Source organism: Nostoc sp., from assembly GCF_036916735.1.
GTDB lineage: Bacteria > Cyanobacteriota > Cyanobacteriia > Cyanobacteriales > Nostocaceae > Nostoc.
In genome coordinates this window covers 93,481-113,254 of the sequence record NZ_JBALFV010000070.1, presented here as the reverse complement: position 1 = coordinate 113,254, position 19,774 = coordinate 93,481, and the positions used below count along the sequence as shown (strand labels likewise).

15 protein-coding genes and 1 pseudogene are annotated in these 19,774 nt (G+C 40.9%); 9 read left to right on the top strand and 7 right to left on the bottom strand.

Translation table 11 applies throughout. The features are described from left to right. Positions 1-334: 334 nt before the first annotated feature. From kdpB to V7L20_RS32700, 5 genes and pseudogenes are all read left to right on the top strand, one after another. A complete protein-coding gene (kdpB, locus tag V7L20_RS17445) occupies positions 335-2,476 on the top strand; it encodes a potassium-transporting ATPase subunit KdpB (protein WP_334745295.1) in 2,142 nt (713 codons plus the stop codon). A 6-nt stretch (positions 2,477-2,482) separates the two neighbouring features. Beyond that, a complete protein-coding gene (locus V7L20_RS17440) occupies positions 2,483-2,752 on the top strand; it encodes a potassium-transporting ATPase subunit F (protein WP_334745294.1) in 270 nt (89 codons plus the stop codon). After that, the gene (gene kdpC / locus V7L20_RS17435) at positions 2,752-3,390 is read left to right on the top strand and encodes a K(+)-transporting ATPase subunit C (RefSeq protein ID WP_334745293.1); all 639 of its coding nucleotides are present in this window, start codon (positions 2,752-2,754) and stop codon (positions 3,388-3,390) included. Before V7L20_RS17440 ends, kdpC begins: the two co-directional genes overlap by 1 nt. 734 nt (positions 3,391-4,124) lie before the next feature. After that, positions 4,125-4,463: a hypothetical protein gene (locus tag V7L20_RS17430; RefSeq protein ID WP_334745292.1), complete on the top strand. Its 339-nt coding sequence runs from the start codon at positions 4,125-4,127 to the stop codon at positions 4,461-4,463. A 44-nt stretch (positions 4,464-4,507) separates the two neighbouring features. Then, a pseudogene (locus V7L20_RS32700) lies at positions 4,508-4,670 on the top strand (potassium-transporting ATPase subunit KdpA); the annotation flags it as partial. 153 nt (positions 4,671-4,823) lie between these two features. Here V7L20_RS32700 and V7L20_RS17425 read toward each other — a convergent pair. Together V7L20_RS17425 and V7L20_RS17420 are read right to left on the bottom strand one after the other, a co-directional pair. Continuing rightward, positions 4,824-5,876: a phosphatase PAP2 family protein gene (locus tag V7L20_RS17425; protein ID WP_334745291.1), complete on the bottom strand. Its 1,053-nt coding sequence runs from the start codon at positions 5,874-5,876 to the stop codon at positions 4,824-4,826. A gap of 405 nt (positions 5,877-6,281) precedes the next feature. Next, complete coding sequence (locus V7L20_RS17420; RefSeq protein WP_334745290.1) at positions 6,282-6,932, bottom strand: HMA2 domain-containing protein; 651 nt, start codon at positions 6,930-6,932, stop codon at positions 6,282-6,284. A 500-nt stretch (positions 6,933-7,432) separates the two neighbouring features. Between V7L20_RS17420 and V7L20_RS17415 the strand changes: the two genes are divergently transcribed. After that, on the top strand, positions 7,433-9,799 hold the full coding sequence (locus V7L20_RS17415; protein ID WP_334745289.1) for a WD40 repeat domain-containing protein: 2,367 nt from the start codon (positions 7,433-7,435) through the stop codon (positions 9,797-9,799). A gap of 13 nt (positions 9,800-9,812) precedes the next feature. On the opposite strand, the gene V7L20_RS17410 is transcribed toward V7L20_RS17415, so the two are convergent. From V7L20_RS17410 to V7L20_RS17395, 4 genes are all read right to left on the bottom strand, one after another. Then, positions 9,813-10,391 (bottom strand): HMA2 domain-containing protein, encoded by a 579-nt coding sequence (locus V7L20_RS17410; RefSeq protein WP_334745288.1) that lies wholly within the window; start codon positions 10,389-10,391, stop codon positions 9,813-9,815. Between the two features lie 430 nt (positions 10,392-10,821). Further along, positions 10,822-11,130: a DUF5132 domain-containing protein gene (locus V7L20_RS17405; RefSeq protein WP_334745287.1), complete on the bottom strand. Its 309-nt coding sequence runs from the start codon at positions 11,128-11,130 to the stop codon at positions 10,822-10,824. A gap of 70 nt (positions 11,131-11,200) precedes the next feature. Beyond that, positions 11,201-13,450 (bottom strand): heavy metal translocating P-type ATPase, encoded by a 2,250-nt coding sequence (locus tag V7L20_RS17400; RefSeq protein WP_334745286.1) that lies wholly within the window; start codon positions 13,448-13,450, stop codon positions 11,201-11,203. Between the two features lie 221 nt (positions 13,451-13,671). Then, a complete protein-coding gene (locus V7L20_RS17395; RefSeq protein WP_334745285.1) occupies positions 13,672-14,868 on the bottom strand; it encodes an HMA2 domain-containing protein in 1,197 nt (398 codons plus the stop codon). 733 nt (positions 14,869-15,601) lie between these two features. Here V7L20_RS17395 and V7L20_RS17390 point away from each other — a divergent pair. Continuing rightward, positions 15,602-15,793 (top strand): hypothetical protein, encoded by a 192-nt coding sequence (locus V7L20_RS17390; protein WP_334745284.1) that lies wholly within the window; start codon positions 15,602-15,604, stop codon positions 15,791-15,793. 656 nt (positions 15,794-16,449) lie between these two features. Further along, on the top strand, positions 16,450-18,225 hold the full coding sequence (locus V7L20_RS17385) for an iron uptake porin (RefSeq protein ID WP_334745283.1): 1,776 nt from the start codon (positions 16,450-16,452) through the stop codon (positions 18,223-18,225). A 100-nt stretch (positions 18,226-18,325) separates the two neighbouring features. On the opposite strand, the gene V7L20_RS17380 is transcribed toward V7L20_RS17385, so the two are convergent. Further along, positions 18,326-18,544 (bottom strand): hypothetical protein, encoded by a 219-nt coding sequence (locus V7L20_RS17380; protein WP_334745282.1) that lies wholly within the window; start codon positions 18,542-18,544, stop codon positions 18,326-18,328. 171 nt (positions 18,545-18,715) lie between these two features. Between V7L20_RS17380 and pip the strand changes: the two genes are divergently transcribed. Further along, positions 18,716-19,663 carry a prolyl aminopeptidase gene (gene pip, locus V7L20_RS17375; protein ID WP_334745302.1) on the top strand — a complete coding sequence of 316 codons (948 nt, stop codon included), beginning with the start codon at positions 18,716-18,718 and terminating at the stop codon, positions 19,661-19,663. The last annotated feature ends 111 nt before the right edge of the window (positions 19,664-19,774 follow it).

The following is a 19,774-nucleotide window of genomic DNA, read 5'->3' as shown; positions in this document are numbered from 1 at the left end:
CGTTCATCCACCTTTAATACTCGTTCATCCACCTTTAATACTCGTTCATCCACCTTTAATACTCGTTCATCCACCTTTAATACTCGTTCATCCACCTTTAATACTCGTTCATCCACTGAATACTTCTCAGATAAGAGTTGAGTCGTCCTAAATTCAGATCCCCCCGCCTACGGCGACCCCCTTTTTAAGGGGGTAAAAGAGGGTTAGAAGCCCCCCAATTTATCGGGGGGTTGGGGGGATCTGCAACGAATAGTTGCGCTAACCGAGAAGTATTGTTAATCCACCTTTGATACTCGTTCATCCACCTCAAAGACTCATGCTCAAAAATTAATGTATGCCCACTACTACTGATTCTCCTTCGCCCCGTATTCCATCTGGAACTCGTGACTCGCGCAAGCACACCCCCAAGACAGATATGCGGGGACTTTACCAAATAGCAATTCGTGAGTCATTTGTCAAGCTCGATCCGCGAATTACTGTCAAAAACCCCGTTATGTTTGTTGTTTGGGTGGGGACAATTGTCACCTTTCTTGTTACCCTTAACCCAAATCTGTTTGGTACAATTCAGGCGGATTTCAATCAACAACGCTTGTTAAATGGGTTAATTACTTTTATTCTCTTTTTTACACTCGTTTTTGCCAACTTTGCCGAAGCTGTAGCTGAAGGACGCGGGAAAGCACAGGCTGATTCACTGCGATCAACGCGATCGGATACGATCGCTAACAAAATCTTCCCCGATGGTTCTATACAACAAGTCAATTCTACGGAACTGCGACGGGGGGATTTGGTAAAAGTGATTGCAAATAATATGATTCCCGCAGATGGGGATGTAATTAAAGGCATTGGCTCAGTAGATGAGTCGGCAATTACTGGAGAATCTGCCCCTGTACTGAAGCAACCAGGTACAGATATTGCTAGTTCGGTGACAGGAGGTACACGCCTACTTTCCGACGAGTTGACAATTCGGATTAGCGCTGATCCTGGCCAAGGCTTTATTGATCGCATGATTTCTCTGGTAGAAGGAGCAGAACGCAGCAAGACTCCCAACGAGATCGCTTTGACGGTATTGTTGGCAGTTTTAACCCAAGTATTCCTGATTGTAGTGGCAACTATGCCTCCCTTCGTGGGCTACATCGCCAGTTTTATCAGTACCGCCTTTGGGGCTGAGGCGGGAAACAGTTTACGGGCGGGTGCTAGCGTTGCTATTCTAATCTCGCTGCTGGTAGCTTTAATTCCTACAACTATCGGTGGTTTGCTCAGTGCGATCGGTATTGCAGGGATGGATAGGGTTGCTCAGTTTAACGTCATTGCTACCTCTGGTCGAGCAGTAGAAGCCTGCGGCGACATCAACACCTTGGTGCTGGATAAGACAGGTACTATTACCTTGGGTAACCGGATGGCTGACGAGTTTATTCCTCTAAATAATCACTCAATCAAAGATGTGGCGCAAGTCTCCCTCGCTGCTAGCTTGTTTGATGATACGCCAGAGGGCAAGTCAATTGTACTTTTAGCAGAAAAGTCCCAGGCTGGGGTAGACTTTAATATTGATAAAGCCGAAGGTGTAGAATTTTCCGCGAAAACCCGGATGAGTGGGACAAATCTACCTGATGGCAAACAAATTCGCAAAGGAGCGGTAGAGGCGATTAAGGGATTTGTCCGTTCCCGTGGTGGCTATGTTCCTGATGATGTAGACGCAGCTTATGAGCGAGTTTCCCGATTAGGCGGTACGCCCTTAGCTGTTTGCCAAAATGACAAAATTTATGGTGTCATCTACCTCAAAGATATTGTCAAACCTGGTTTGCGGGAACGATTTGACCAACTCCGCCGCATGGGTGTTAAGACTATTATGCTCACAGGTGACAACCGAATTACCGCTTCAGTGATTGCCGAGGAAGCTGGGGTGGATGATTTCATTGCCGAAGCGACTCCAGAAGACAAAATTGAGGTGATTCGCTCGGAACAGTCTCAGGGTAAACTGGTGGCAATGACCGGGGATGGTACGAACGATGCACCTGCCTTGGCTCAAGCAAACGTGGGTGTGGCGATGAATTCTGGGACGCAAGCTGCCAAAGAAGCTGCTAACATGGTTGACTTGGACTCAGACCCCACGAAGTTGATCGACTTAGTAACCATAGGTAAACAGTTGCTAATTACTCGTGGAGCATTGACAACATTCTCCATCGCTAACGATATTGCCAAGTATTTTGCAATCATTCCCACAATCTTTGCCGCAGCTGGAATTGGCGCACTTAATATTATGGGATTAAAGAGTGCCCAATCTGCGATCGTCTCGGCGCTAATTTACAATGCTTTGATTATTCCGGCATTAATTCCGCTAGCACTCAAAGGGGTGAAGTTTTTACCTTTAACAGCAGATCAACTGCTACGTCGTAACATCTTCATCTATGGTCTTGGCGGTATCGTTGCTCCCTTCATTGCCATCAAACTGATAGATATTATCTTACCTTTGTCTTAATTTACTATGAAACCTGTTCAGATCCGACGCACTATTCCCGCATCCCAAGTATTAGAAGAAATAACTGAAATCTGGTGTCAATGGCGTAGACAAAAGCTGCCACTGTATTTATTCTTGGCGATGTGTTTCAACCTAGTGGTTGCACCTGTAGTCTATGCAGCTACTGGTGAACAACTTTCCCGCAGCCAATCTTGGGGATTGGGATTGTTAGGAATGGTAACGCTAGGGCTTTCTATCTATTTATTTTTTGTCATGTTTGTACCGGAGAAATTCTAATGAGTTTTGCACGCGAAGCCGGTAGAGCTGTTCGTTCTACCCTGGTACTCTGGGTTATTGCAGCGATTATTTATCCTTTTGCGATGATTGCCATTGGGCAGATTGTGTTTCCGTTTCAAGCAAACGGTAGTCTACTGAAAAATAGCACAGGTGAAGTTGTCGGTTCTGCTTTGATTGGTCAACCTTTTAGTAGCGATCGCTATTTTAACAGCCGTCCCAGTACCACCAGCTACAGCACAGCCGATCCCAAAAAAGATGATGCGGGAGTTTTGAAAACCGGAGTTTCTGGTGCTAGTAACTTGGCTCCCAGTAATCCTGCATTAATGGAACGCATCAAAGGGAAAGATGATCCAGACCCCAGCAAAAAGGTTGAAGGTGACTTCACTCGTCTGAAAAAAGCAGGTGTGCAGCTGACTGGCGATTTAGTTTACACCTCTGGTTCTAGCCTTGACCCTCACATTACTCCCGAAGCTGCGATCGCGCAAATTGCGCGAATAGCTAAGACGCGAGGAATTCAACCGAATCAACTGGAAACTTTGATTGCTCAAAATACCGATGGTCGCTTTCTTGGCATCTTTGGTGAACCTGGAGTTAATGTGTTGAAGCTGAATTTAGCTCTGGATCAGATCAAGGCATAAAGGCATAGAAAGTAGCGAAAAAGGGATGTTGCTGATTATTGCTACGCCTCCTGTTCAGAATCAATTGTTAATGATTACTGAAAATTGAAAGCTTTAGATTCCCGGTTTATAAAATAAGTCGGGATTTTTATTATTTATGAATGATTAATTAGGGCTATATAGCAATCCTATCTGATTTTTGAAAAATATTTTTTTATAACTAACCGCAGAAGCAGAGAGATTTTAATGAATGATTAAATAGGGGTATATCAAATCTATATATCTAAATATATGCTTATTTAACTAATGAATAAATACATATCTTATCTTCTTAGTAAATTATATAAACATGCAAAACATATCTAAAAAAGTTTATTTTTTCTGCGAAATATTGCACAATGTTATTATAATTAAAAAATGTTGTGTATTAAAAAGTAAAAAAATTTTAGAATCAAGCCTGCTTGATGTTTTAATCCAAGCCAATAGCGTTTATTAGGGTATTCATTTAACTAAAATTAAATTACCCGACCAATGGGTTTTTCTATGAGTTTTGAGAGAAACTCAAGTCATTTCAGCAACAGATAATCCTAGTGTTTTTGCTGAAGACTATATTTTAGCAATAGCAACCCATCTCATGATGGTTCCGGCTCTCAAAGTCACTCTCAATAAAATTTATTCTGTTTACTATTCCCTCAACAGTTGCTTACTATAAGCTCGACCAATAGCCAGCCAATCTGTTAATTTAGATGACTCAGATGCACCAACAACTTTTAATTGCACATATTATTAGACATGACACAAAACCACATGAAGGTGATATTCCTTTTGTAGCAGTGTTTTTGGCTCACATTTCCTTCATGATTGTTTGGGGAATTGTCGTTTTTCTCGTTTCATCTGTCTGCAAAGCAATAGAAAACCCCCCAGAAAATGCGTCACAAGATAAAGAAGAAATAGTAAGTATCAAACATTTACAACAATATCCCTGTGAAAACTGCCAATTTTTTAACAATAACTATTTTCTAAAATGTGCAGTACATCCTACCACTGCTCTAACTATACAAGCACTCAATTGCTCTGACTACATCCCTAAATAGGTGAGTTTATCTATCATAAAGCGATCGCTTTATCCCATGCTTTCGTACCCACCTCAATCACAACTCTAAATACAGATACCCAACTATTTACCAGCGTGTTCCCAGCGTGACGCAGCCACTATTTTAATTCTGGGAGCATTGACATTTTTTCCTGATTTGGTTCTAGCTCCTGTTGCCAAAACCTTCCAAATCGCCATAAGAAAATAACAAACTTACATCACTTTGATAAGCTTTTATTCCTCACTTATAGACTTATGAATCTCTTTTTACAACCTCTGATTTCGAGTTTTGAAAACCGGAGTTTCTTTGGTTTGGCTGCTCATACTTATCCGCCATTATCACCGGGTAAGAGCCTACAGATCAACCTGCTTGCAGTGAGCGATATTTTTGCTGCAATTCTAAGCTAAGAATACAAGCAATCAACCACACTAAACCTGCGGCATAGCCAGCTGTTACATCAGTTAGCCAATGTACACCAAGATAAAGCCGACTCAAACCGATCGCAGCAATTAAGACAATAGTCAAGTCATAAATCCAAAAGCGCCATTCAGGAAACTGCTTTGCTAGAATATAGCCGATAAAACCGTAAATCACTATTGAAACCATTGCATGGCCACTGGGAAAACTGTGTTGACCCACTTTAATAATATGTTTCCACAGTGCTGGACGCGCTCTACCAAATAATAGTTTCATCAAACAATTTAGCAAGGTTGCACCAACTCCAGCGATGCCCAAAATAGTTGCTTCTCGGCGACGATTATAAAATAACGGACTAATCGCCAACCCCAAAGAAGATAACAGCATTACTAATGGATCGCCCATAAAAGTGATACCAAGCATGATGCGATCGCGCAAGGGTGTATGCAACCTCTGGATCAAGAGCAAAATGGCTTCGTCAAGATTATATGCATACAACAGTCCAGTGCCGCACACAAGAACGCCAACAGCCCCCAATACCGGAATAAGTTGACTACCTGTTTGGTTTAATTGTCGCTGCATAGATATTTGAGGCAGTACGGCTGAATCATATCCATATCGATTATTACCCACGACGGCAGCAGTATTTTCTTTAGTGCCAAAGGAATCCAAGTTACTTTCTGTAATGACTGCGCCAGAAGCAGGTGATTTACTGCTTTTTTGCCGATAATCTAAGAGGATGTCTTGAATGAGGAGAGCGATCGTATTTAAACTCTTATCTGGATGAAAAATAACAAGAATATTCCCTGTGTAACTATTAGCACTAGCTTGTAAGATTATTTCCTCCTCTAATAATCTCGATTCTAGATATTTTTTAAGAGCTTCTGAATGATAGAGTCCATTTACCTTATATCTAACTCTTCCTTTAACAGCAGTATGTATTGCTTGAACCCAATGATTTTGATTAGGAAGTTTATGAAAGTGAGAATTACCCATTTGTTATTGATAATAAAATGTTTTGACTGAAGGCTAGTAGTCTATCGCATTAATTTTAATGAGTTCGTAGTAAGGACTTTAGTCCTTATCCCTGTTCTGTCACTCTGGAAAAATAAAAATAAAAGCCAAATTTTGAACTGGAGATAGAACGGGTATTTGAGCGTTTATTTTCTAGCAGAATGGCTGAAATCAATATTTTTGGTAAAAGTCTTATGTTGTAATTATTCCAGATTATTTCCTCTCAGAAGTGATAAAAAAGGGATTACTACGAACTTTTTCGCCCTTCATAACTAATGCGATAAACTACTAAGGAAGAAAGATTTTCATGACTTATCGAAAATCTCAGTTATTTCTAGGCTACTTACTATTAACCAGGAATCATTTTAATAGCTACTGTATTAGTAACTACACAAGTTCAGGTTCGCTGGCAGATTTCAGTTTCAAAGGCTGGGAATTCATTCCGTTATTGCCGCGCAATCGCAATCGCCATCGCTTGTTAGGTAAGATAAACATGATGGCAGATTTTAGCCTCTTAATTATGCTTATTGAGGTAGAAAGTATCTGTTCCCAAATGTCTGTTTTAAACCTTCTATATACAATAATATTACGTGCTTGGTTAATCTTGCGTGTACTATCAATTAGGTTGATTAGAGGATCAAAGATAGTCTGCACAATTGATTTTGCCATTACCTCTTTTGGCACAACCACATCTTGGGCAGTTTGAATCAGGTAGACTAAACGCTCGCGCATTTGATTATCTGAAATCACACCTACTTTATAATTTATGACGATGGATGCAGCTTTTGGGTTAACACGGACATTTGTAACTCTAGGATCAGATTCTATCGCTAATTTGAGTTGATTAGCATACTCAGTATCTCTGGCTAGCAGAGGAATACGAAAACGAACCCGCCCAGGAATTGTATGAACAATGGTATAGAATATATTTTGGGATGGTGCTGTTTTCTTAGCTACGCTTTTAGCTGTCTTTTTTGATGATAAACTCAGATTAAGGCTAGGAGTTTTGTCAGAATTAGACCGTTTTATAGAAGTCATAGTAGTATTTTTTAATTTCACAAAACAAAAAACGCAACCAGGCTTATAAATTTATTAATTGATATTTTAAGAGAACTTTTATTCGCCTGCATTGACTTTACTTTATTCATACCTATTTTTCTGAGTTAAAAAATCTATCTCAATAGTGAATATAGCTGTCGCTGCTATCAGGTTGATTAAGTTTTTTTAACACTGTACTTCGTTAATAATCGAACAATGAAGAACAGAAACGTTGAAAAAGGCAGAAAGTAAAGGGCACTTAGCAATATATTCGTGGATTCAGCATCGTACTTAATTAAGCTGTTAAATCCAAGATTTGACTTTGGCGGTATTTCACTACACAGGCTTATTGACATATAAGTACTTTAATGCATTACCGTTGATTTATTATATTCTCAAGTAGTAAGCTCAAGAGTATGTATGAATTTACTGGATGGAAGTATTACCCTGATTTCATACAAGCCTTTTATTTATTTTATTTAGTTTCTAGGTATGTGTTTATGCAGCAAGGGTTAAGCTTACTAATTCAACTGGTACTAGAGTTTGCACCTGTTGTTGCAGAGCTAGTACAAAAAAGAAATCAAGATTTAGCTATGAGTAAATATGAATCGATTGAAGTAATTCCCGAAATACTCAAAGTTATAAATCCTTCAAATAAAAAAAGCACTTATGTTGAAGACTTAGAACATGAAAGAATTTTCCAACAGCAATTAGTAGCCGATAATCTCCAAACGCAATTAAAAATAGCCGCTCAAGAGCGAGAAACGGCGCTCAAGTTGCCAGAAGTTAATAAAATTATTGATAGCTGGCCTTTAAGATTATACCCTTCACAAATTTTAGACTACACCAATTATGGACGCACTCCACTAAAAATTTTTATTGCTCCTCCTCAAGTACATTTTGATCAATTTGACGATAAAATAGATGCAGATTTTTCCCAAATTGAGTTAATGTTGGCTGAAGGATTACGAGATTTTCTCAACAAGCATTACTCTTTACACAGTCAAGTTAGACCAACAGAATTATTGGCAGGAGCTTGGGATAGTAAGCGTTTTCACAGTGAATCAAGTATTAAGGCTTTGTTTGGAATATTGAAAACAGAGCCTATTTTGATTTTAGAGTCAGAAAATGATGGAGATTATTTAAATTTTCGGATTGCCTACTGGGGTTTGGGACAAGGTAATTATTATTATAAAACAATTGCTCGTTTACCTTATCGAGAAATTCTGGAAGAGTCTGCTAAAAGACGGGCGTCAGAATGGAAAAAAATTAGAGATGAACTGCTGGCATTGGGAGAAGAGTTAGAAGGAATTAATCAGATTGGAAAAGAAAATGTGGTTAATTTGGCAATTTTAGAAAAGGTAGAAAAATGGAATGAAAAAGGAATTGATATTAGTAAGTTATCTTTACAATATCAAATCAACCGTCAAGACTTTGAAAAACTCTGTCAGGTTTTGATTACCTATCACTGTTTGGTTGCAGGTTGGGTGGCGGATATTTACCACCTGGTTAATCATGGTATACCTCCGCTACTACCAGAGTTGCTGCCGAGTTTGCTGTCAGATACTTTTGATTTACAATCAATGCAGGTTATCGCTTCAGGTTACAAGCAAGTTTACCAAGCTCTGGAAAATGAGCGTTGTTACTGGATTCCAGAATTGGCTTTGCAATTAGCCCAGAGTTTATTTCATTTAAGCGATGCCTACGGTGGTAAACTACGCTCTTGGGCAAATGAACAGCTTGATTATTCTGTGAATACATGGTTACAACTACGCCAAATATCACTACAGGATTGTACTAATCCGCTTCAGGCAATGCAATCAGCCATCAGCGTTAAAGATGAGGAATATGTCAAAAAGTTAAAAGAATATTTTCTCACGGTGGGTGATACTCAGAGTCTTGCTGATGTTGAAGAAATTTTAAATTGCCTCGCCAACCTCAAACATCAAGTTACGCTACAACATATCGTTCTCAGCCACACCCTAACTGGACATTCACAAAAAGTGACATCTGTCGTCATTAGTCCTGATTCTGAGAGTTTAGTTACCGGATGTGCAGATAAAACCATCAAAGTATGGAATCTTAAAAGCGGCAAACTTATTCGCACCCTCACAGAAGATTTAGGCGAAATTTCTTCTGTTGCGATTAGTCCTGATGAACATTATCTCGCTGTTGGTAGTTGCCAACACCCCAAAAGTAATGTGAGAGTGTATAATCTCAATTCGGGCAAATTAATCCACACTCTGTTAGGACATCAAAAACCGGTTAACTGCGTCGCAATCAGTCCTGATGGACAAATTCTTGCTAGTGGCAGTAATAAAATCAAAATTTGGAATTTGCATAAAGGCGATGCCTACGGCGGGCTATGCCAACGCATTTGTACCCTTTGGCATTCATCGCCAGTTCATGCTGCTGCTCTCAGTCCTGATGGTACAATCCTCGCTAGTGGTAGTTCTGACAACAAAATTAGGCTGTGGAATCCACGCACGGGCGATCCATTACGCACCCTCAACGGACATTCAGGTGGAGTAAAATCAGTAATCATTAGTCCTGATGGAGAAATTCTCTTTAGCGGTAGCACAGACAAAACTATCAAAATTTGGCATTTAGCTACAGGTAAAGTTCTACACACCTTGACTGGACATTTAGAAGAGGTAAAATCCTTAGCTGTTAGTCCTGATGGAGAAATTCTCTTTAGCGGTAGCACAGACAAAACCATCAAAATTTGGCATTTGCGGACAGGAGAGTTACTGCAAACTATTACAGAACATTCAGAGGCAGTAAACTCTATTGCGATTAGCCCCGATGGTCAATTTCTTGCTAGTGCTAGTTCTGATAAAACTATCAAAATTTGGCAGATTAATTAAGATTTTTACTGCTTTACTCGTTTGCTGATTGTTTTTGGCTACTTCCGTGCAACTTAATAAAGCTATCAAAAGCATACCATGCTAAAACATACCAAGGAATAATTTCTAACTGCAACCCTTTATTAAGTAATTGCCGCAGCGAAAGACTAGCTAATCCCAAAGGGAAAATAATCCGCAGATCAAAAGCACCATGCGTTGACTGTTTGACGCGCTGGTTTAAGTCAACAAGCGCAGATGATATTCCTGCTGCTGCCTCGGTGTTACCCTCGGTAACATCGGCAAAAACTATTCCTAAATCTTTAAGTGTTGCTAGCACATCTTCTAGACTGCCATCTTTGCCATCATGATTGATGAGAATACTCCCATGATCGACATTAGTCTTAACTTGATTAACGTGAGAATTTGCTGACAAAGCATTGGCGATACGTTGCATCTTTTCTGGTTGACGATGGGAATGAGCCACTCTCAACCGTAATCTTTTTGGAGTCGAACTTACAACTTTTGTAGATATCGGTTTTGGTGGTGTTTTGAAAGTAGGTTTGTCTATAATTTCCGGCATTTTATTGTAAGTGCTATAACCATTTGTCAACATACAACTGCCTTATAAACTTATGTGTGGATTCTTTGTTGTGGGCTTTTTATCTAATATCTTGCACTAGGGACTTTCAAAAAATAAATTATTCTATTTTTGTAAGGTGCGTTAGGTAGAACATCGTAACGCACTTTACTAATTATGATATTTTTGGAATTATTAAGTCCCCTATGAAGCAATACAGTTGAATTAAGTATTTCTTCCTTTTCTTTCTTCTCTCCTTTGCATACTTGGCGTCCTTGGCGGTTCGTTAAAATTTCACTTGCTAATATAGCAATCCTATTTGAGTTGTAAAAATTATCGTAGACGCGTAACGGCTTGCCACAGGCTACCGCCTTCGCGTAGCGTCTGGCAGAGAAGACGCCAAGAGCGCTAAGAGAAGAAGGAGAGAAGTTTACAAATCATTTAGGACTGCTATATGCAGATGAAATTATGCACCATTATCGGCGACATTATCCGCATGGGTGGCAGTAGCTTCAAACATGGGGGTTTCTTTTTCCTCAGCAAGTTCCGCTCTAGCTTCGGCTACCATGTCTTCCCAGGTTTCGCCCATTTCTGCAATGGTTCCTTTGCTTCTTTCATAAAGACCAATTCCGCCTTTGATGACTGACTTGACTAAGGGTTTACCAACTCCAGCGACAATCGGCAATAAAACAGGTGCTAAGAGGACTGCACCAATTCCGACTATAATACCGGGAGCGCCTGCATCTTCAACAAAATCACTAATTTTAGGTGCCATGCTCAATTTTCTCCTATTAATTAAGAAACCTCGGAAAGCTTTTTAAGATACTCTCACCGGCATAGTTGTATCATCTTGCCGATGGTAGAGGTTTATGTTGACGATTTTTAAGAATTGGACGCAAACCGTTAACTCCGGCAACTACGGTTGAGCCATTGTTGACTACCGTTGCAGCTAAGGGGTTAAGACCAAAGAGAACGGCTATCACCATTGCCGCTAAGTTAGGAACAGCAACAAGTCCTGTGTTTTGCCGAATCAATTGTTTAGCTTGACGAGCGATCGCGATCGCTTCCAATAAACCATGCAAGTCATTCTGCATCAACACTAAGTCTGCTGTCTCACGAGCTATCTCGGAACCGTTGGCAAAGGAAACGGAAACATCAGCGTAGGCTAAAGCTGGCGAATCGTTGATCCCATCACCTACAAATGCAACTGTCTTACCTTGTTCGTGCAGTTGACGGACAACTGTTGCCTTTTGTTCTGGAAAAGCTTCTGCGTGAGTATACGTTGGTAAAATACCAAGTTCAGCAGCAACAGCAGTGGCAGTTCGCTGATTATCGCCGGTTAGCATGTGAATTTCTACACCTTCGACTGTCGAAAGTGCTGTAATGACTTCCCGACTTTCGGGACGGAGAAGGTCACTATATTTAATAATACCTTGAAGTTGACCGTTGCTAGCTACATAAATCGCTGAATCTACTGATTTTTGCTGACCATTTAGTGCTGTCATGTCAACGCCAGTGGAGCGCAAAAAGCGATCGCTCCCAACATAAACTGTCTCTTCATCAATCAGAGCTTGCACGCCTAAACCTAGTTGATAGTCCCACTTACTACGCGGCAAAATTGCCACTTGCTCTGCTTGGGCATAGCGAACAATTGCCTCTGCGACTGGATGAGTTAAACGTTGTTCGGCGGCGGCTGCCAATTCCAACACCCGCAATCTTGAGGTTGCTGGATTGAGACTTTCCACACTGACAACATCGACTTCTCCCTTAGTCAGTGTCCCCGTTTTATCAAAAACTATGGTATCAACTTCTGCTAGTTGTTCTAACGCCCGTCCGCTACGGATGAGAATCCCCCGCCGTGCAGCATAAGTTAATGCTGCTAAAACTGTTGTGGGGACTGATACTCGAATACCGGTTGCAAAGTCTAGAGTTAAAACACTGGCTGCCCGTGCGGGGTTGCGGGTTGCGGCAAATACTGCCCCGCCAAGTAGCAAAGTTGGCACAACAGCTTTTTGAGCAAATTTCGTAGCATAATTCTCCATCCGGGTATCGTGGACAGGCGCTTCTTGCATTAACTTAATGCTCTGTCCAGCGCGGGTATCATTGCCTACCCGTTCTGTAAGAATATAAATTCGTCCTTCCCGTACCAGCGTTGAGGCAAAAACTGGTTGTCCCTTTTTCTTCAAGACTGGCATCGACTCGCCAGTTAGTTTCTGCTCATCTAGTAGGGCTTTACCTCGCAAAATGCTACCATCAACCGGCACTTGTTCGCCAGGGTAAATAATCACTGTATCGCCACGCTGCACATCTTGAATGGGAATTTGTTGCTTTTCGCCATTGCGTTCCACCCAGACGAATTGTCCTAGAGAACTAAGTAAATCTAGAGTTTGTTGAGCAGAAGAACGAGCCGTGCGATCGCGGATATTTTCGCCCACTTCAATTAAACCCAGCATTAGCGATGGTGTGAGAAATTGACCTTGGAATGTAGTAATAACGATCGCCATCAAATCCAAAAAGTCAATATTCAATTTTCGCTCTACCCTAATATCGACCCATGCTCGTTGGACAACGGGTAAGGTAGCAAGAGCTATCGGAAGCGCCACTATCAACGGCGGGATCGGTAATCCCAAAGGCCCCGCTAGCACTGCTAAAGTAGTCGCAACGGCGGAGAGTTGTAAACCTGGCCAAGATGCCTCTTTTTCGGTTTCCGATGATGTAGAGTTTTTGAGAACGACTACTTGACTAGCAGCCTGAATCAAATCGTGAAGGTGCGATCGCATCTTCCCATCAGAAACTTTATCAGATTTATAAGTAACTGCAACTGACATTGCCGCAGGCTTGACACTGACATTCTTCACCAGCGCATCTGCTGTTAACAACATTTCCAGACGCCTGGCATAATCGGCATCACAGCGTAAGCGAGGTAAGCGAAACCGTACTCTTCCCAAAGTTGTATGGACAACGCTGTAGGTAACGTTGGGTAACTCTCCTTGAGAGTGTCCATTAGTGTCAATTAAAGAAATTTTTTCATTCCCTTTTAACACAGTGAATTGAGATTTTGGAGGTGATGGTAGTTGCAGTGATACTTTTGCCATTACTTTTCTTTAATCCAAAATTGTTACATTTAGGTGAAAATCAGGCTCTTTGCTGGGGTAAAGAGAGCAAATGAGCCATCAATCGTGCGAGATTGATAGAACTATCAGAAGTTTGGTTATTTGTGATCTTCTGGACTCGTTGGCTAACTTATCGTTGTAGGTAAGCTAAGTTTGTGAGCCAGCGACTTTCAGAGTCAGGGCAATAAGGCGCAATATTACGTTTATAAAGGGAAATTCGCCATAAACCCTAAAGAGATAGACATCGCAGGCGATTTTAGCTTAGTCCATAGACTAGATAACTCTGGAGTAGTATGATTTACCCTTGTTGCGTCTGTAATTTCAGCAGTCTGAGCAACGGGAGTAGTATGATTTACCGTTGTTGCGTCTGTAACTTCAGCCGTATGAGCAACGGGAGTAGTATGATTTGCCGTTGTTGCGTCTGTAATTTCAGTCGTCTGACTAATTTCTTGTAGGGGTTGGTTAGCCGTTGTGATCCCTAGTGTTGGTGGGTTTATCTTCAACGCTAATTCCATCAAACTTACCCAATAAGATAATGGAATATTACCAGACTGATAAGCGATCGCGATCGATGCCGCATCAAAATTTACACGCACATTTGTAACTTGAGCATCGGTTTTCACTATTCTCTCAAGCCGCCGCCCATAGGCTCGATCTTGGGCAATTTTTGGCAGATTCAACCGAATACGTCCGGGAATTTGATGAACTACGCTGTAGTCAATCTTTGCAGGTTCTACCACCTCGCTATTTTCTTGTTGGATAGTAGATTCGGATATGTCGCTTTTTATCGCAGAACTGGTGTAATTACCTTCGTTTTTTTCTGATGTCTGAACTTGAGAGCCAAGATAACCAATTACACCACGGGTTGCATCCGCCGCAATCATATAAACTGGAATCGATACCCAGCCATGAATTCCCAATCCTCCTGTTACCGCCAAACCTGTCATCATCGGAATTAAGGAAATACCTTGCTCTTTCCAAAATGAAGGAGATTTCCAAGCTGCAAAGGGATCTGTCTTGCTAGGTGAATCAGAGGAAGCCTGCGGCTGTTGGATCTCAATATCGGATTTTAGCGCCAAAATTTGCGGTAATGAGAGCTTATCTTCATCAAAATTAACCACCAAACTACCCGTTTGTTCATTCACGGCAACTTCCCTCACTCCTTCTATGGAGCGTAAATCTTGGGCTATGTTGTTTAGGATCGAGTTAAGACTACTGTCAGTGGTACGGAGTCGCACGCGCCCGGTAGTTACATGAACTATTTGCAAGGCACCTGAAGGCTGTGCGATCGCTTTAGTTGTACTGTGATTAACTTCGTTGCTTTGTGATGTAGAGATTAAATTAGGAGATATTTTAGCAAAAATATTTAATTTTTCACGATTACTGCTATTTTTAGTCATTTACCAAATTAGCCAATAGCTAGATCAAGTTGAAGGTTAACAATAGATTAAATGTAACTTAGGGCTAGGGGTTAAGTATGTGTCTTCCGAATTATTTTTAATAACGTTTTGTTATAATAATGATTATTATAATCAAGATTAACTAGACAAAGTTTCTTTATTTCCTCCTAAAAAGGGAGAATATAGCAATCCGATTTGATTCGGTGAATTACTCGTAGAGACTCAATACTTGGGACACAACGACTGCGCTCAGTGCATCGCTCAATACTTGGGACACAACGACTAGCGGTAGTTGAATCTCGACTTTGCGGCAGTTGAGCGTAGCCGAAACTCGATTACCGCGTAGCTGAAACTCGATTTTTGCAAAGTCAAAACTCAGTGCATCGCTGGGAAGAAGGAATAAAGGTGTACTGAGTTTTTTTTACGCAATCAAATATAAGTCCTATATAACGGTTCTCAGTTAGATGGAATATATTTTTTTACCAACTTTCGACCTGTTATTACTAATAAAAACTGGAGAATGGATTGTGGAGTCACTGGATATGATAATCAGCTAGGATTACCACCTTTTTTTCCAACTCGTCTCAGATTTGAAGATTATATCTACAGAATTTAGATACAGCAAGAGGGGATTGTGGCTGCACACGTTGATGCTGTCCAGAACCATATTAGAAATAACTACATGCGTAATCTTCTGGCTAGTGAACTCTTTAATCAGGAAATATGTAGCCTCATGAAAAAGAAAATTAAAAGTAGTGTTTATCATCTTGATGACCTGGGAATCAAGTTTGATTACTTTGGGGAAGTCACGTTGCAAGACTCTGAGGAAATCCTGGAAAAAATCTCTGCTATCGACAGGCAGGTAGTCAAAGCCTCAATGTCTACTCAGAATGAAGAACCTAATGTCACTCCAATTATTTGCTGAGAACTTATCAAGAGTATTTTATGGGTTTGAACCCGACTGTTTCTAGCAAAACGTTTCCAGAATTATCGATGATGTGATTAGCTAATTTCACGGTTCTCTAGAAATATGGCCAACTCTATAGCAATCCGATTTGATTCTTGAATTACTCGTAGAGACTCAATACTTGGGACATTTCGACAAGCGGTAATTAAATCTCGACTTTGCGGCAGTTGAATCTCGACTTGGCTCGATTACCGCGTAGCCGAAACTCGATTACCGCATAGCCGAAACTCGATTTTTGCAAAGTCGAAACTCAGTGCATCGCTGGAAAGAAGGAATAAAGGTGTACTGAGTTTTTTCACGCAATCAAATATGAGTTCTATAGTTGAAATCTGTTACTTTTACAAAGATAAAAATGATTTACCACAAATCACAGTCAGAAACAAGAAGCTAAAATCGATAAATGGCACTAATTTGAGCAAAATTTAAGCATAAACTATTAATTTGGCAAATAAGGCATCTGCAAGACTTGACGATTCTTTATTGGTAACAAATTTGTGAGGCATATCATAAAGTTACTGAAATCTGATAAGATTTCCAATAAGTAGAATAACTGCTTGTTATCTTTTTCTTTAAGCCAGTCATTTCGGGCCTTTTTTGGGAAAGGAAAATAAAAAATGTCTCATATATTGTGGAAAACTCTGGTAATAAGCCCAGTAGTTTTGGGAGTGATGGTGTTGGTTTCTGCTAGGGCAATGGCTACTAAAGTACCAGCCTCTTCTGAAGATATAAAAGCAAAAGTTGTTCAGATAGAAGCACCAATAGCTTCTAGTGCTTCAATATTTATCCAAACAGGGCAACCACAAAATCAGCAATTGGTTGCCCAGGTAAAGACTGATGATAATAAGGTTTTAGAAGAAGTTAACCACTACAGCAGTGAAGGCAAGAACCAGAATTCACTGTCTCAAGTCACATCAGTTTCTCAGTTTTCTGATGTACAGCCGACTGACTGGGCATTTCAAGCTTTGCAATCTCTGGTTGAGCGCTACGGTTGTATTGCTGGATATCCCAATAGCACTTACCGTGGCAACCGAGCACTAACCCGTTATGAATTTGCCGCAGGTTTGAATGCTTGTTTAGATCGAGTTAATGAACTGATTGCGACAGCAACTGCTGACTTGGTGACAAAACAGGATTTAGTAACCCTCCAACGTTTACAAGAGGAATTTTCGGCAGAACTAGCAACTCTGCGTGGCCGAGTAGATGCTGTAGAAGCACGGACTGCTGAACTGGAAGCACATCAATTTTCTACTACTACAAAATTGGTGGGTGAAGCTATTTTTGTCGCTACTGATATATTTGGCGATAATACTGGCAATGCTAATAATACTGTCTTCCAAGATAGGGTACGTTTAGACTTACAAACCAGCTTCACGGGTAAAGACCTTTTACACACCCGTCTTGCAGCTGGGAATGCACTAGCTTTTAATCAAGTAGATAATGCTGGTCTTCCTATTGATACTGCTGAAGGCACACAAAGTTTTCAAATCGGCAGCACTACTAACAACAGTGTCATTATAGACTGGCTAGCGTATTACGTACCTATAGGCCCAGCCCAAGTTTACTTGGCAGGCACCGGAGGTATTCATAGCGATTACGTTGCCACTAACAACCCTTACTTTGAGGACTATGATGGCGGTAATGGTGCTTTGTCTACCTTTGCTTCTGAAAGTCCCATCTATCGCATTGGTGGTGGTGCTGGTGCAGCATTAACTTTACCCTTTGGTAAGGGTGGCAGTTTTTTCAAACCAAGTTCACTGACTGTAGGCTACTTGGCGTCAAATGCTAATAATCCTGGCGTAAATCAAGGTTTATTAGAGGGTAACTATGCAGCTCTTGGACAGTTGAACTTTAGTATTGGCGATAGCTTGTCTATAGGAGCTACCTACGTTCATGGATATCATGGTGCTGGAGGTGGTAATTTATTTGATTTCGGTGGTGGTTTGGGTAGCACTAACCGCGTTGTAGGTACTGGTCAAGCTAACACCCTAAGTGCCCTAAACGCATCTTCCAGTAATTCATACGGTGTGTCAGCAGCCTTTAGACCTAGTGACAAACTGTCAATTAGTGGCTTCGTTTCTTACCACGATGTCACAGGCTTCGGTGCAAATGATGATTATGAAGCTTGGAGCTACGGTCTTGGGGTAGCCTTACCTGACTTCGGTAAAAAGGGTAACGTATTGGGTCTTTTTGCTGGTGCAGAACCCTATTCTTTTAACCGACCAGGTTTTACTGGTAATGATATACCTTATCACTTTGAAGGCTTTTATAAATATCGCGTGTCAGATAACATCTCAATTACCCCTGGTGTGATCTGGTTGACCTCGCCTGGTCAAAACAGCAATAACGATGATGCTATTATTGGTACGCTGAGAACAACTTTCACCTTCTAAACGTAAAAGTCATGTCCCGCCAGGAACTTCAGTTCTTGGCGGGTCTAGGCGGGTGAGTTAGCCAACAGTTATCAGTTATAACTGTTAAGTGTTCAGTTATTTAATTAGCGTGGCTGCCATTTTTTGCTGTTTTCTGCCCACTTCTTCCATCATATAGAAGAACGTGAAAAATCGGATTAGGGACTTCCATTGGGTAATCTTGCTGCTTAATTTCTTCCAATCGATTTAATTGCTGTGTAGCATTAATAAACGCAACTTTTATTCCTGACAAAGATAAACTCGGCTGGTGCGATTTGACAGATGTTGCTAAGGTAAGCATTGCACTTTGAGTTTCCTGTGCTATTTGCCTGAGTTTTCAATGCTGTGATAATTATCAGCTGAGGCGATCGCCCTCTAGGTGGAAGGCCATTAGAGGGTTGTATCATAGGTATCGGGTTTATTTGATTTGACAAGCGATCGCTATGACAACATTACTGATAAGATACCCAAAATGCGAGAACTTTACCCAGCGATCAAGCCTTACTTAGAAGGTAGCTTACAGGTTTCTGACCTTCATACCATTCATTTTGAAGAGTCAGGGAACCCGCAAGGTCAACCCATCGTTTTGCTGCATGGGGGCCCTGGTGGTGGATGTCCAGCTTTCTATCGGCAATATTTCCACCCAGAAAAATGGCGGTTAGTCATGTTTGACCAGCGCGGTTGTGGTCAAAGTACTCCCCATGCCGAATTACGAGAAAACACCACCTGGGATTTAGTCAGTGATATCGAAAAACTGCGTCAACATTTAGGTATAGAAAAGTGGGTGGTCTTCGGTGGGAGTTGGGGTAGCACTTTATCATTAGCCTACAGTCAAACCCATCCCTCTCGCTGCGCGGGATTAATTCTGCGTGGGATCTTCATGCTGAGGCAAAAAGAGTTGCGATGGTTTTATCAAGAGGGTGCTAGCTATATTTTTCCTGATGCTTGGGAAGAATATCTTAAACCTATTCCCACAGATGAACGTGATGATCTGATCGCAGCATATTACAAACGCTTGACCAGTCCAGATTTAGAAATTCAATTAACAGCAGCGCGTGCTTGGTCAATTTGGGAAGGTAGTACCAGTAGACTTTTTTTAGATCCAGAACTTATGCAAAAGTTTGGCGAGAGTGAATTTGCTTCAGCTTTCGCTCGAATTGAATGCCATTACTTTATGAATAAGGGATTTTTTGAAACAGAAGATCAATTACTTATAAATGTAGACCGTATCCGCCATATTCCGGCCGTAATTGTTCAGGGACGCTATGATGTAGTCTGTCCAATGATATCAGCTTGGGAATTGCATCGGGCTTGGCCAGAAGCCGAATTTATAGTGGTTCCTGATGCTGGACATTCGATAAGTGAAGCAGGAATTCGTAGTGCTTTGATTGAGGCAACAGATAATATTGAATTCAGTTGAATATGTAGATTTCTATTTCCATACTTATACCTGATCGAATTAAATCAGTGAACAGTCAACAGTTATCAGCTATCACGGTAACTCTCTCGCAGATTTAAATCAGTTATCAGT